The sequence below is a fragment of the Streptomyces sp. NPDC058145 genome (genome assembly GCF_042884245.1).
GTDB lineage: Bacteria > Actinomycetota > Actinomycetes > Streptomycetales > Streptomycetaceae > Streptomyces.
The window spans coordinates 416,265-430,485 of sequence record NZ_JBHVUH010000001.1; the positions used below are offsets into that span (position 1 = coordinate 416,265).

At 71.1% G+C, this 14,221-nt stretch carries 10 protein-coding genes and 1 pseudogene; 8 read left to right on the forward strand and 3 right to left on the reverse strand.

Annotated elements, in window-relative coordinates:
• Window positions 1–202: 202 nt before the first annotated feature.
• A complete protein-coding gene (locus ACFVVO_RS02015; protein ID WP_390051025.1) occupies window positions 203–1,660 on the forward strand; it encodes a hypothetical protein in 1,458 nt (485 codons plus the stop codon).
• Window positions 1,657–3,972, forward strand: coding sequence for a glycosyltransferase (locus ACFVVO_RS02020; RefSeq protein ID WP_390051026.1), 2,316 nt, complete (start codon window positions 1,657–1,659; stop codon window positions 3,970–3,972). Before ACFVVO_RS02015 ends, ACFVVO_RS02020 begins: the two co-directional genes overlap by 4 nt.
• 51 nt (window positions 3,973–4,023) lie before the next feature.
• On the opposite strand, the gene ACFVVO_RS02025 is transcribed toward ACFVVO_RS02020, so the two are convergent.
• Window positions 4,024–5,358, reverse strand: a complete 1,335-nt coding sequence (locus ACFVVO_RS02025; RefSeq protein ID WP_390051027.1) for a polysialyltransferase family glycosyltransferase — start codon at window positions 5,356–5,358, stop codon at window positions 4,024–4,026.
• Window positions 5,355–6,332, reverse strand: a complete 978-nt coding sequence (locus tag ACFVVO_RS02030; protein WP_390051028.1) for a glycosyltransferase family 2 protein — start codon at window positions 6,330–6,332, stop codon at window positions 5,355–5,357. The genes ACFVVO_RS02025 and ACFVVO_RS02030 overlap by 4 nt, the downstream gene beginning before the upstream one ends.
• A 198-nt stretch (window positions 6,333–6,530) precedes the next feature.
• Here ACFVVO_RS02030 and ACFVVO_RS02035 point away from each other — a divergent pair, with 198 nt between their 5' ends.
• From ACFVVO_RS02035 to ACFVVO_RS02060, 6 genes and pseudogenes are all read left to right on the forward strand, one after another.
• A complete protein-coding gene (locus tag ACFVVO_RS02035; protein WP_390051029.1) occupies window positions 6,531–7,850 on the forward strand; it encodes a DUF6716 putative glycosyltransferase in 1,320 nt (439 codons plus the stop codon).
• 32 nt (window positions 7,851–7,882) lie between these two features.
• A complete protein-coding gene (locus tag ACFVVO_RS02040) occupies window positions 7,883–9,199 on the forward strand; it encodes a cytidylyltransferase domain-containing protein (RefSeq protein WP_390051030.1) in 1,317 nt (438 codons plus the stop codon).
• Between the two features lie 14 nt (window positions 9,200–9,213).
• Window positions 9,214–10,152, forward strand: a complete 939-nt coding sequence (locus ACFVVO_RS02045) for an N-acetylneuraminate synthase family protein (RefSeq protein WP_390051031.1) — start codon at window positions 9,214–9,216, stop codon at window positions 10,150–10,152.
• A 50-nt stretch (window positions 10,153–10,202) separates the two neighbouring features.
• A complete protein-coding gene (locus ACFVVO_RS02050; RefSeq protein WP_390051032.1) occupies window positions 10,203–11,351 on the forward strand; it encodes a hypothetical protein in 1,149 nt (382 codons plus the stop codon).
• 164 nt (window positions 11,352–11,515) lie between these two features.
• Window positions 11,516–13,383 (forward strand): annotated as a pseudogene (locus ACFVVO_RS02055) (restriction endonuclease).
• Window positions 13,384–13,468: 85 nt separating this feature from the next.
• The gene (locus ACFVVO_RS02060) at window positions 13,469–14,002 is read left to right on the forward strand and encodes a GNAT family N-acetyltransferase (protein WP_390051033.1); all 534 of its coding nucleotides are present in this window, start codon (window positions 13,469–13,471) and stop codon (window positions 14,000–14,002) included.
• A 23-nt stretch (window positions 14,003–14,025) separates the two neighbouring features.
• Here ACFVVO_RS02060 and ACFVVO_RS02065 read toward each other — a convergent pair whose 3' ends face one another.
• A complete protein-coding gene (locus ACFVVO_RS02065) occupies window positions 14,026–14,220 on the reverse strand; it encodes a DUF397 domain-containing protein (RefSeq protein ID WP_390051034.1) in 195 nt (64 codons plus the stop codon).
• Between the last annotated feature and the right edge of the window lies 1 nt (window position 14,221).

The window sequence follows — 14,221 nt, forward strand, 5'->3', positions numbered from 1 at the left end:
GTGCGGAGGCAGCGGATCACCGAGACCTGGGCGAATCACGGAAACGACTTGGTTGACAGCCCAACCATTCGCCGTGCCGTCCGAATTCGTTCACCCGGACGTCGTTTTGGCTTCCTAGTTTCTCCATCAACCCCCACGTTTCGGCAAACCCATGGCATGCCGCCGTATACAGAATCTTTGCTTGGCACACATCAGGAGAGCTATGACGAGGGTCCAGAACCGGCGGACGCCCGCTCGTGGAGGGGGACTGGAGGACTGCCTGCACGCCTGTGCCGTACACAGCGGCAAACTCGTGGGCAGCCTCGACCGCCGGCGCACGGAACTGGCCGAGCAGCTTCGCAGGCTGCTCGTGGTGGCCAGCACCACCGGCGCCGCCGTCCCCGCGCCCGCCCCGGCCGGCGGCGCGACCGCGCTGCTCAGGCGGGCCGTCAAGGGCACCGCCGCGCCCGCCGGCGGCCTGGCCAACGACCTGCTGGACGCCCTGCTGGCCGTCGCCGGCAAGGCCCTGGAATGCGGATACGACGACGAGCTGCACCTCGCCCTGCGGATCAGCGACACCGTCCTCGCCCAGCGACGCAACTCCCGGGCCGGCTGGCGGCTGCGCGCCCGCGTCCTGGAGGCGCTCGGCGAGGAGCGGGAGGCCGTCGAGGCGTACGAACGCTATCTGGAGCTGACCGACGAGGACGGCTTCGGCGTGGCCGCCCGGATCACCGGGCTGCGCCGGGCCGCCGAGCGCGAGCGCGACCTGCTCGCCCTGCTGGAGCGCCAGTGCCCGCGCGCCGCCGGCTTCGCCCACGGGCCCGCCACCGACGTCTGGGCCGAGGGCCTCGCCCTGCACGCTCGCGGCGACTGGGAGGCGGCCGAACCCCGCCTGGTCGGCGCCCTGCTGGCGCTCGCCGCCGAGCAGGCCCCCGTCGCCGACCGGCAGGAACTGCTCGGCCAGTACCTCGAACTGCGCACCGGCATCCCCGGCGACGACCTCACCGAGGCCGTCGCCCTCTACGCCGAACAGCGCCGGGTCCGTATGCGCGGCCCGGTCGCCGACCCCACCGTCGGCGGCGTGAACTGGATCGGACTCGGCGAGTTCCGCAACCTGATCGCCGGCCGGTCCGTGTGCCTGATCGCCAACTCCGGCCGCGTGGGCGAGAGCGGCCTGGGCGGCCGGATCGACGACTACGACCTCGTCGTGCGCTTCAACTCCTACCGGATCGACGCGAAGCACACCGGCGGCCGCACCGACATCCACGCCACCATCCACAAGCACGGCTTCAACTGGGACAAGCCGGTGACCACCCGGCTCGTCTTCGGCGGGATCTCCGGCGACTGGAAGCACTCGCTGCGCAACCGCCTGGTGCCCGGCGCCCAGCGGTACCTCGGCGACGAGTCGCTGCGCTGGCCCGTCCGCAACATCGGCCGGCTCGGCAACGACGTCTGGTCCGGCATCCCCACCACCGGCTTCAACATGCTGTGGCTGCTGGACTTCCTGGACGTCAGTCCCACCCTCGACCTGATCGGGTTCGACTTCTACGAGAGCGGCGCCTACCGCGTGCCGGAGGCCATGAAGCTCGCGATCACGTCCGTGCACGAATACACCAGCGAGAAGGCCTGGGTCATGGAGCGGGCCCAGAGCGTGACCGACCTGAGGATATCCCTGCGATGACCACCGCCACCCCGGTAACACCGGAGACCTCCGCGCACGCGCTCACCGGAAAGCGGCGCATCGCCTTCGCGAGCTTCGTCGACGAGAACTACCTGCCCGGGTTCCTCGTCCTGCTGCGCAGCCTCGCCCTGTCCAACCCGGGCGTCTGCGAGGACTTCGTCGTCCTCCACGACGACCTCAAGCCCTCCTCCGTCGCCCGCATCCGCGCCCTGCACCCGAGGATCGTGCTGCGCCGCGTCGACGCCGCCCACTACGACTCCTACGTCAAGGGCGACCAGGACAACTACCTCATCCGCAAGGCGTACTTCATCCTCGACGTCTTCCGGCTGCGTGACTACGACACGGTCATCACCCTGGACACCGACATGGTCGTCCTCGGCGACCTGGGCGAACTGCTCGCGCTGCGCGAGGGACTCGCGGCCGTACCGCAGTTCTTCTACGGGCAGCACAAGCTCAACTCCGGGCTGCTGGTCATCCAGCGCGAGTACCTCTCCGACGCGTTCTGCGCGCGGCTCGACGCGGTCGGGCGCGGCGGCGGCTACGAACTCGACAAGCACGACCAGGGCATCCTCAACGCCGTCCTCGACGGCGACTTCGTCCGCCTGGACACCCGCTACAACTTCGTCAAGCGGCGCCTGTCCGGCGACCTGCCGGTCCCGGACGACACCGCGATCCTGCACTTCACCGGCCGGCACAAGCCCTGGCAGGGCGGCGAGGCCGGATACCAGCAGGCCGAGGAACGCTGGCGGGAGTTCGAGCTGTCCGACGCCGAGTTCCACGCGGCCTACCTGGGGCGCGGCGGCACCCTCCACCACGACCTGCTGGTGCACTACGGCACCCCGCACGTGCGGCGCACCGGGGACGTGGAAGCCGCCCGGAAGGTCGCCGCCGCGCAGATCGCGGCCGGCGAGTACCAGGACGCCGTCGACATCCTGAGCGGCGTGCGCATCCCGCTGGACGAGGCGTGGCCGCACGAGGTGTTCGGGCACGCCCTGATGAGCGTCTCCCGCTACGCCGAGGCGAAGACCCAGCTCCTGCTGGCCACCGCGGCCCCCAACCGGGCCGCCACCGCCTACGCCCGCCTCGCCCAGATGGCCTGGGTGCACGGCGACAACGCCGAGGCGCTGGGACACGCCACCGCCGGTCTCACCGTCGACCCCACCCACCGCTCCAGCCGGTTGTGGGCCCAGCGCGCCGCGGCCGTCCCGGCCCAGGAGCAGGGCGCCGCCGAGGACCAGCTCGCGCACGTCGCCTTCTACATGGACCGGCAGGGCAACGCGGGCGACAAACTGCTGCCCGAGACCGTCCGGCTCGCCTTCGGCCCCGACACCACCTCCCGCCGCTGGCACTCCGTCCACGCCCACCGGCTGTTCGACAGGGGCGCCCTGGAACGGGTCAACGCCCGGCGCGGCCTGGTCATCGGCGGCGGCGGACTGTTCATCCCCGACACCATGCCCAACGGCAACAGCGCCTGGCAGTGGAACGTCCCGGACGAGCACCTGCGCGCCGTCGACGTACCGATCATGGTGTTCGCGGTCGGCTTCAACGCCTTCGACGGGCAGTCCTACCGCGCCCGGCGGTTCAACGAGAGCCTGCGGCTGCTGGTGGAGAAGTCCGCCTTCTTCGGGCTGCGCAACCACGGCTCCATCGCCAGGGTCCGCTCCCTGCTCCCGCCCGAGCTGCACGACCGGGTCGTCTTCCAGCCCTGCCCGACCACGGTCATGCGCCAGTTGGTGGCCGGCTGGTCCGACCCGGCGGACCGCGAGGACACCGTCCTGCTGAACGCCGCCTACGACCGCGCCGGTCTGCGCTTCGGGCACGACTACGGGCACTTCCTCGCCGAGATGGCGAAGGCCGTGCGCGCGATCGGCGCCCACACCGAGGTCCGCTGCGTCGCCCACTCGCTGGACGACGAGCGGATCGCCTTCGACCTGCGCCGCGAACACGGGATCTCGCTGCCGGTGATCCCGATGTACGACTTCGACAACGACACCATCCGCGCGACCTACGCCAGGACGAAGCTGGTCATCGGCATGCGCGGGCACGCCGGGATGATCCCCTTCGGGGTCGGCACGCCCATCGTCAGTCTGATCTCGCACCCGAAGATGACGTACTTCCTCAGCGACGTCGAGCGCCCCGAGTGGGGTGTCTCGGTGCACGAGCGGAACCTGGGCGAGGTGCTCACCGAGCGGGCGCTCGACATCCTGGACCACCACGACCGGACCGTCGCCGACGTGCACGACCGGCAGGAACTGCTCTGGAAGGTCACCCAGGAGAACGCGGCCCGGATCCGCACGATCCTCGGCCGCTGAACGCCGCGAAGGGCGGGCCCGGAAAGGGCCCGCCCTGGCGAAGGAGGGGGATCAGCGCCGTACGGCCCGGCGCAGACCGCGCGCCTTGCGCGCCATCCGGCGGACCGTGGCGTTGCGCGGGATGAACGCGAGCTGGGACGGCACCCCGCCGGGCAGCGCCAGCGAGGTCAGCCGCTTGCGCTTGAAGTAGCGCAGGGTCCGCTCGTTCAGGTTGCCCGCGAGGTACCGCTCCGTCCCGCCGCGCAGCCCGGGCAGGATCTTCGGCTGCATCGCGAAGCCCACCGCGCGGATCAGCGCGCCCAGCGCCGCCACGTCCATGCCCGGCCGCCGCCCGCCCACCGCGGCGCGGTCGTCCAGGTCCGGCAGCAGCGCGTCGACCACGGTGACCGGGATCCGGTTGCTGTTCTCGAACGGCGTCAGCCGCTCCAGCAGCATCTCGGTGCCGACCCGGGCCACCGGCAGGCCGTACAGCGCGGACGCCGTGAGCAGGGCGGTGGAGAAGCAGCCGACGACCAGCGCGGGACGCATCCGCTGGTACAGCACCTCGGCGAGGACCGGCGAGTCCAGCACGGTGAGGCCGACCCCGAGCCGCTCCGCCTCCTCCTCCAGGGTGCGGGTGAAGCGCGCGGGGGCGGTGGGATGCGGCTTGAACACCACCGTGCCGTGCCCGAGTCGATGGGCACCCCTCAGCATCCGCACATGCAGGTCCTCCTCCTGCTCGGCGGTGAGGATGTCCAGCGCGGACAGGTACTGGCCGAGCAGCAGCGCGGGCTCCTCCACCTCGGGCAGTTCGTCGGCCGGCGGCGCGAGTTCGGCCAGGACCTTTGTGAAGGCGGACGTCGGCACGATCTCCGCCGGGACACCGAACTCCGTGAGCAGCAGCGGCTCCAGGCCCGGCACCAGGTCCAGGTGAAGCACCCGGTCCACCCGGGTGCCGACCAGCGGGTCGATCTTGTTGCGGGTGGGGCCGTAGCTCATCAGGCCGTCGGCGTAGACGGTGACCGGGCAGCCGGTGAAGATCTGCGCGAGCGAGAGCGACGGGTTGACCTGGATCGACTCCACGGCCAGCTCGACGTCCTCGTCCCCGAGCCGCCACTCGTGGCGCAGATACCGCTCCCAGAGCGGCAGGTCCTCCAGCCGGGGCGCCCAGCCGCCGGGGTGGAAGGGGAAGATCGCCTCGTTGTACGACAGCACGTCGTCGAAGCGCTCGCGCAGCCGCTCGAAACCGGGCATCAGGTCCGGTCCCGGCGTGGTCTCGGGCGTGGCCGCGTTGTTGCAGACCAGCAGGATCCGCCGGTCGGCCGGGCGGAAGCAGCCGGAGTCCAGGGCGGCGGCCAGGGTCGCCGTGCCGTACAGCGTCGACGCCTGGAAGATCTGGGTGGTCACGCGGCGGCTCCCGCGGGGGCGGGGCGGCGGCGCAGCCGGCGCAGCTTGGTGGCGCGCTGCAGGTCCATGGAGTCCAGCGCGTCGTCCAGGACGTCCTGCGGCATGCGCCTCAGCGCCGCGGAACTCAGGGATTTCAGTTTTCTCGCCACCGCCGGCTCGAACCTTTCGATGGATCCCAGGTGATGGGAAATGATGGCGCAATACGTTCGGACGGCCTTCGGCAGCAACGCACCGGCTTCCGGGTCCTCGGCGGTTTCCGCGACGACCTGATCGAAAGCGCGAATGAAATCGAGCTGGCGGACATCACCGATCTGGGTGAGTGAGGAGGCGACCCCGCGCCGGTAGAACACCCCGAGCAGGCCGACCGCGGCGAAGGACTCCGCCTCCCGGTGCAGCTTCCAGATCCACGGCCGGTCCTCGGCCGTGCGCAGCCCGTCGGTGAAGTGCAGCAGCCCCTTGTCCACCAGCCGGCGGTGGTAGACGCCCGCCCAGGCGTAGGCGTAGTCCACGGAGGTCGACCGGTCGGCGGGCAGGATCGCCTCGCGCGGGTCCAGCACCACGTTCCGCCGCCCGACCGGCACCCGGTGCACGGCGCGGGCCCGCGCCGTGCACTGCACATGGTCGGTGCGCAGGAAGTCGCAGCCCAGTTCCTCGATGGCGGCGACCAGCTTCGGGTAGTAGCCGGGGGCGAGCCAGTCGTCCCCGTCCAGGAACGTCAGATACTCGCCGCGCGCCCGGTCGATGCCGGTGTTGCGGGCGGTCGCCAGCCCCCCGTTCCGCTCGTGCCGGACGAGGACCGCGCCCGGCAGCTCGCGCTCCGCGCGCGCGAGGATCTCTGGTGTCCCGTCGCGGGAACAGTCGTCGACGAGAATGAATTCGAAGTCCTCACGCGCGTTCGCACCGAGGCTCCTCAGGGTGTCGGGCGCGTATTGCTGCACGTTGTAGAACGGCACGATGACGGAGAGCTTGACCACGTCACGGACGTTAGGGCGAAGCCCGTCATTCGTCTTGACCGTCGGCTTGATGCCGGGTGAACGGCGCGTGGCGAAGCTGTGAACCAGGTCTTTTTCCGCGCCGATCACGGCCCGATTCGCCATTCGGCGATGTGCTGTTAACCGTTTGTTGCATTCGGGTTGGGCGGAACCTCTCCATGCCTTCCTAGCGTCTTCGGCGTGCCAGCAAGTGCAACGAAGTCCCTGCGGATCGCCGTCCTGGCGGATTCCGACACCCGGTGGAAGTGGGGCGCGCTCACCGCGCGACGACTCACCCCCACCGGTGCCGACGTCCGGCTCGACGGCTACCTCCTGCGCGGACGAGCCACCCCCACCGCCCGCCAGCTCCGGGAGGTCGGCGTCCGCGCGGACTCCCTCAGCGAGGTCACCGGCGTCCAGTTCCTGCGCGCGATGAGCGACAGCGCCGAGGAGCCGTACGACATCCTCGTCCTCGCCCTGGTCGGCGGCGGTGTGCAGGCGATGCTGCACGGGCTGCGCAACGCCTGGGCCTCCGGCAGGCGCCCCGTCGTCGTCACCGGATACGTCGGTGTCGTCTACGAGAAGCTCGCCGACGGCCTGCTGCTGCGCCACGGAGCCGATCTCGTCCTCGCCAACTCGGCCCACGACGCGGACCGCTTCCGGGCCGTCTACGAAGGGGTCGGCGCCGACGCCTCCGCGGTCACCGAGGTCGCGCTGCCCTTCCTCGGCGGGGAGCCCTACGCCGGCGAACACGACCCGTACACCGTGGTGTTCGCGGCCCAGCCCTCCGTCCCGGACAGCCGCCGGGACCGTACCTACCTGCTGAACCGGCTCATCGAGCACGCCCGCAGGCACCCCGAGCGCGAGGTGCTGCTGAAGCTGCGCTCGAAGCCCGGCGAACACACCACCCACATCGAGGAACTGCCGTACCAGAAGCTGGTCCAGGGCATGGAGCCGCCCGCCAACTTCCACCTGGTGTACGGCCACATGGGCGAGGTGCTGGACCGCACCGACCTGCTGGTCACGATCAGCTCCACGGCCGCCCTCGAGGCCCTGCACCGGCGCGTCCCCACGGTCGTCCTGACCGACCTGGGCGTGCGCGAGGTGCTCGGCAACCACCACTTCACCGGCTCCGGCTGCCTCGCCTCCTGGGACCAGCTCGACGCCGGCCACCGCCCGGCCGCCGACCCGCAGTGGCTGGCCCGGCAGGGCGTCTGCGCCGGGGGCACCTACGGGACCGCCTTCGACACCGCCCGCGAACGCATCACCAAGCTGCTGGACCGGCCGGGCGGCCTGCCGCCCCTGAACCCCTACTACACACCCGAGACCGCGCCCGGCTACCTGCCCGGCATCCTCGCCCGCCACCACCTCGGCCCCGACGGCGCCCCGCTGCCCGGCGCGCCCGCCGCCGACAAGGAGCCCGGCCCCGTCCGCCAGATCGTGCGCCGGGCCGCGCGTGGCGCCTACCGCCACGGCGTGCAGCGGGTGGCCCCCGTGATCCGACGGATGGGGGAGCTGTGAACGGCCGGATCCCACGCCAAGGAGAGAACCCCATGCCCCAGACGGAAGCGAAACCGGGCGCCTCGGTACCCCGGGTGCTCGCGGTGATCCCCGCTCGCGGCGGCTCCAAGGGCGTGCCCGCGAAGAACCTCGCCCCGGTCGGCGGCATCCCGCTGGTCACCCGCGCGGTGCGCGAGTGCCGGGCGACCCGCCTGGTCACCGACGTCGTGGTCTCCACCGACGACCAGGCCATCGCCGCCGCGGCCCGCCAGGCCGGCGCCGAGGTCGTACTCCGCCCCGCCGCGATAGCCGGAGACACGGCGACCTCGGAGGCCGCCGTCCTGCACGCCATGGACGCGCACGAGGCCCTGCACGGCGCCCCCGTCGACGTCGTCCTGCTGGTGCAGTGCACCAGCCCGTTCCTGGTCCGCGAGGACGTGGACGGCGTCGCCGCCGCCGTCGCCGAGAACGGCGCCGACACCGCCGTGACCGTCGCCGCCTTCCACGGCTTCGTCTGGCGGGACGCGGCCGACGCCCCGGTGACGGCCGGCACGGACTCCGCCGCCGCCGTCGGCGCCTCCCTCACGGCCGCCGACACCACGACGGTCCCCGACACCACGACGGTTGGCGGCGGTTACGGCGTCAACCACGACAAGTCCTTCCGCCCCCGCCGCCAGGACCGCCCCCAGGACCTGCTGGAGACCGGCGCCGCCTACGCGATGGACGCGGCCGGCTTCCGCGAGCACCGGCACCGCTTCTTCGGCCACACCGAGCTGGTCCGCACCGACCCGGCCCGGGTGCTGGAGATCGACGACCCGCACGACCTGGCCCGCGCCCGGGCCCTCGCCCCGCTCTTCGACGCGGACCGGCCCGGCGCCCTCCCCACCTACGACGACATCGACGCCGTAGTCCTCGACTTCGACGGCACCCAGACCGACGACCGGGTGCTGATCGACTCCGACGGACGGGAGTTCGTCTCCGTGCACCGCGGCGACGGACTCGGCATCGCGGCCCTCCGCCGGAGCGGCCTGAGGATGCTGATCCTGTCCACGGAACAGAACCCGGTGGTCGCCGCCCGCGCCCGGAAGCTCAAGCTCCCGGTGCTGCACGGCATCGACCGCAAGGACCTCGCCCTCAAGCAGTGGTGCGAGGAGCAGGGCATCGCGCCGGAGCGCGTGCTCTACGTCGGCAACGACGTCAACGACCTCCCGTGCTTCGCCCTCGTCGGCTGGCCCGTGGCGGTCGCGAGCGCCCACGACGTCGTACGCGGCGCCGCACGCGCGGTCACCACCGTCCCCGGCGGTGACGGCGCGATCCGAGAGATCGCCAGCTGGATCCTCGGCCCCTCTCTCGATTCCCTCCCCAAGTAAGGACATCTCCTGCCATGAGCACCAACTCCCGCATCCGCACCTTCGGTACGCGCGAGGCCGGCCCGGGCCGCCCCGTCTACATCTGCGGTGAGATCGGCATCAACCACAACGGTGAGCTGGAGAACGCCTTCAAGCTCATCGACGTGGCCGCCGAGGCCGGCTGCGACGCCGTGAAGTTCCAGAAGCGCACCCCCGAGATCTGCACCCCGCGCGACCAGTGGGACATCGAGCGTGACACCCCCTGGGGCCGGATGACCTACATCGACTACCGCCACCGCGTCGAGTTCGGCGAGGACGAGTACCGCCAGATCGACGAGTACTGCAAGAGCAAGAACATCGACTGGTTCGCCTCCCCGTGGGACACCGAGGCCGTCGCCTTCCTGGAGAAGTTCGACGTCCCCGCCCACAAGGTGGCCTCCGCCTCCCTGACGGACGACGAGCTGCTCCGCGCCCTGCGCGCCACCGGCCGCACGGTCATCCTGTCCTCCGGCATGTCGACGCCGAAGCAGATCCGCCACGCGGTCGAGGTCCTGGGCAGCGAGAACATCCTTCTCTGCCACGCCACTTCGACGTACCCGGCGAAGGCCGAGGAGCTCAACCTCCGCGTCATCAACACCCTGCAGGACGAGTACCCGAACGTCCCGATCGGCTACTCCGGCCACGAGACCGGCCTGCAGACCACGCTGGCCGCCGTCGCCCTCGGCGCCAACTTCGTCGAGCGCCACATCACCCTCGACCGCGCCATGTGGGGCTCCGACCAGGCCGCCTCCGTCGAGCCGCAGGGCCTCACGCGCCTGGTCCGCGACATCCGCACCATCGAGGCCTCCCTCGGCGACGGCGTCAAGAAGGTCTACGACTCCGAGATGGGCCCGATGAAGAAGCTGCGCCGCGTCACCGGCGTCGTCGCCGAGGCGGAGATCGCGGCGGCCGCGGGCGAGCCGGTCGCGGTCTGAGCACACCGATCGCCTTACGGATTGCCCTGAGACGGGACGGTCGTACGCCGATGAGCCCCCGCGCCGGTCACACCGGCCACCCTGCCCGCACGCTCGCCTTCGTGGAGAGCCCGGTACAACTGCTGAACGTACTGGAGTGGGCGCACCTGCACGGCCTGCAGGGCGCGCAGCCGGACGCTTCGCCGTCCGTGCCCGCGCAGATACGCCGGTCGCCGGCCGGTGCTCCGCCATCGGCCGGCGCGGAGCTCACCCTCGTCGTACTGTCCCCGACCGACCCCATGACCCGGGGCCAGCTCCGCCGCATGGCCGACCTGGCCCGGGACGAGGGGTACCGGGTGCGCTGGGAGGAGGCGCGGGGCGGCACGACCGCGCCCTTCCACACCATCGGCGGCCTGGCCGGCCCGCTGCGCCGCGCCGACCGCATCGTCATGGGAGACCCCTTCTCCCGCTACGTGCAACTGCTTCTGACCATCACCCGGGCCCGCGACCTGGTCGTCGTCGACGACGGCACCGCGACCATGGAGTTCGTCGCCCAACTGGCCCGCGGCGAACGCCTGGTCCGCTGGCACCGCAAGGGCGGCCGCCCCGGCCCCCGCGACCTGCTCTTCGCCCCGGTCTCCTCCTCGGCCCGCCGCCGCCTCACCCCGAGCGAGCACCGCCGCGTCGAGGTCTTCTCCTCCATGCCGGTGACCGAGACCCCGGCCGGCGTCACGGTCACCGTCAACGACTTCGCCTGGACCCGCGCCCGCTTCGGCCCCCCGCGCATCACCACGAGCGCCGACATGGTCGGCACGTCCCTGGTCGAAACCGGCGTGGTCGACGGCGACCGCTACCTGGCCGCCGTCCAGTCCCTGGCCAAGGCCCACGGAGCCACCCGCTACTTCGCCCACCGCCGCGAGAACACCGACAAACTCCACCGCCTGGCCACGGAGACAGGCCTGGAAATCGTCCGCCCCGAGCTCCCCCTGGAACTCATCGCCCGACGGGGCCCCATCGGCCGCACCATCCTCAGCTTCCCCTCCACCGTCGTCCACACCCTGCCGTTGGCCCTGGCCGGCACCGGCGTCCGCGTGGCGGTCTGCGACATCGACCCCACCTGGCTCACGGAGACCGCCTCGCCCCGTGCGCAGGGGTTCCTGTCGGGGGTCACGGGGACGGCGCGGGATGTGCACCGGCTGGCTGCGGTGGGGTGGGCCTGAGAAACGGGGGCGTGCCTCTCCCCACCGTGGTATCTCTGCGACCGGCCCGTAACGGCGGGGCGGACGCTGCCTGACGCGGCAGTAAAGTCTTCACGTTACAACTGGTTGTGGGGACAACCAGGGTGCCTTTCGGCTGCCGACGTCCTGGGGAGGGGTTGCAGCGCATGAGTCGTCGCTCTACTGGTGTGGTCGGTGTCTGGGCGGAAATGCAGCGGCAGCAGCAGCGTCAACTGGAAGCCGAAGCCCGACGGCGGAGACAACAAGAACAGCAGGCGCGGGCCTACCAGCGGCGAGCTGCCCAGAGTCACCGCGAGTACCGGCAGGCAGAGGCCCTGCGGCGGACGGAGGAGCTGGACGCACAGGTCGCGTCCTTGCAAGGGCTTCTCGCCGCGGGCTGCCGGGCACCGGCCTTCCGGGCCTCCTCCCTCATGCGACGTGAGGAGGTTCAGCCCTTCTCTCCGGGACCGTTGGCGCAACCGGTGCCGATGCCGGACTTCAGCCGCTATGAAACGCAGAGCGGCTGGACGGCGGGCCGCCGGGCCCAGGCGCAGGCCGAAGCCCGAGCGCGCTTCGAGCGCGATTGGCAGGCCGCCCAGGCCGCGGAGGCTCACCGGCAGCAACAGCTCGCGTCGTACCAGCGCCAGTACCAGCAGTGGGCTGATGCCCAGCTGGGCGATGTACGGAGGCACAACGCCGGCGTCGTCGCGCTGACCGAGGGTGTGGGACGCCACGATCCCGATTCGGTGATCGAGTACTTCTCGGCCGCTCTCTACGCCTCGACGGCATGGCCGGAAGATCTCCCGCGTCAGGTGGCGGCGGCCTACGACCCGGCAGCCCGGCAGCTCGTCCTGGACTGGGAGTTGCCCGCCTACGGCATCGTGCCGGAGGTCAAGGCCGTTCGGTACATGTCCGGGGTCGATCAGGACAAGGAGACACCCCGCCCGGTGGGCCGGCGCCGTGCTCTGTACAGGGAGGTCCTCGCGCAGTGCATGCTGCTCGTGCTGCACGAGCTGTTCGCCGCGGACGAGTTGGGTGCGCTCGAGTCGGTGGCCCTGAACGGCTTCGTCGGGTCGGGAACCGTGTGGTCGCCCACGGCGGCGACGAGGAGCCGGACCTGTTCGCGATGGACCCCATCGCCTTCGAGAATCTCGTCGCGGATCTCTTCCGGGCCATGGGCATGCAGGCGGTCACCACCCAGCGCTCCAACGACGGCGGCGTCGACGTCGACGCACTGGATCCGGCACCCATCCGGGGCGGCAAGATCGTCGTGCAGGTGAAGCGCTACCGGAACACGGTGCCGCCCACCGCTGTACGTGATCTGTACGGAACCGTGCAGGACGTCGGCGCCAACAAGGGTGTCCTCGTGACGACGTCACGGTTCGGTCCCGGCTCGCACACCTTCGCCAACGGCAAGCCGCTGGAACTCGTCTCGGGCCCCGAACTCGTCGACCTGCTGCATCGCCACGGGCTGGGCGGGCGGCTGGGGGAGAGTGGGCGCCAACCCGCGGCGCGACCGACGCCTTCCGGGCCGGACACCCGGCTGCCCGACGACTACAACGTCCTGGGCATGTCGTGGACCGGGAGTGTCGCCCTGGACGTGTGCGCTCTCGTCTGCCGTGGCAACAGCGTCCTCAGCGACGATCACTTCGTCTTCTTCAACAACCCCCGGACGTCGGACGGCTCGGTACGCACTCTTCCCGCCACCGCACTCGACAAGGCCGCGATCTGCGTCTCCTTCGACGGATTGCCGAGTGAGGCCGACCGGTTCGTACTCGTGGCCGCCATTGATCCAAGTGTCAATCCAGCCGCCGATCTCTCCGGCTTCACGGACGCCCGCATCAGGCTCCGTGATCCAGGCATGACCGAGCTGGGGTGTCTGGAGGTCTCGGACGGCCGACCGCATGAGACCGCCCTGGTCCTCGGCTCGTTCCGGCGCAGGTCCAGCGGCGACTGGGACTTCGTCCTGGGTGGCAAGGGCTACACGGGAGGCCTGGAAGAACTCGTGCGGGACTTCGGCATCGACGTGGAGTAGACCGATGTCTGTGCGGAGCCACGACATAGCCCACGACGGCCGTACGAGGTCGGACCCCGTGGCCGAGAGGATCAGGAGTCGTTCCATGTCCGATGAGATCACGCTGCGCCCGGTGACCGCCGACGATGTCGACCTGTTCGAGCGCGAGTTCAATGGGCCCGAAGGGATCGGCGAGTACCAGTGGTTCGGCTACGGTTCACCGGCCGCCCTGCGCCGGCAGTTCGCTGAGACCGGCCTGCTCGGCCCCGACGGCGGTGTGCTCTCCGTCCTGGAGGCGGGCCGGACGGTCGGCCGGGTCGAGTGGTTCGCCGGCACCTGGGGGCGGCCCGCCACCTCCACCTGCTGGACCCTGGCGATCGGCCTGGTGCCCGCCGCGCACGGCCGGGGCATAGGAACCCGGGCCCAGCGACTGCTGGCCGAGTACCTCTTCGACCACACCAGGGCCGAACGCCTCCAGGCCTGGACGGACCACGCCAACCTCGCCGAGCAGCGCGCGCTGGAGAAGGCGGGCTTCGTCAGGGAGGGCGTGCTGCGCTCCGCGCAGTGGCGCGGCGGCCAGTGGCACGACCAGGTGATCTTCTCCATGCTCCGCTCGGAGCGGTCCGGCGAGCCCAGGTGAACACAAGTCGGTACGGCAGTCTCTCAGCGGTGCCGTTCGCCCTTCACGATTTCGATGAAGTGAGCGAATACCTCGGGTGGGAAGGCGAGGGTGCCTGCGGACGGGTTCTTGGAGTCACGGACGGCTATTCGGGTGGGGGAGTCCGCGATCTCGACGCAGGCGTTGCCGTCGCCGCTGCCTGAGTAGGACGACTTCCGCCAGTTGTCCTGGGGGGTCACC

What these genes read in the sequence shown, in the direction of transcription:
- ACFVVO_RS02050 (WP_390051032.1), top strand. Translation starts at nt 10,203, where the DNA reads ATGAGCCCCCGCGCCGGTCACACCGGCCACCCTGCCCGCACGCTCGCC.
- ACFVVO_RS02015 (WP_390051025.1), top strand. Translation starts at nt 203, where the DNA reads ATGACGAGGGTCCAGAACCGGCGGACGCCCGCTCGTGGAGGGGGACTG.
- ACFVVO_RS02040 (WP_390051030.1), top strand. Translation starts at nt 7,883, where the DNA reads ATGCCCCAGACGGAAGCGAAACCGGGCGCCTCGGTACCCCGGGTGCTC.
- ACFVVO_RS02020 (WP_390051026.1), top strand. Translation starts at nt 1,657, where the DNA reads ATGACCACCGCCACCCCGGTAACACCGGAGACCTCCGCGCACGCGCTC.
- ACFVVO_RS02060 (WP_390051033.1), top strand. Translation starts at nt 13,469, where the DNA reads ATGTCCGATGAGATCACGCTGCGCCCGGTGACCGCCGACGATGTCGAC.
- ACFVVO_RS02045 (WP_390051031.1), top strand. Translation starts at nt 9,214, where the DNA reads ATGAGCACCAACTCCCGCATCCGCACCTTCGGTACGCGCGAGGCCGGC.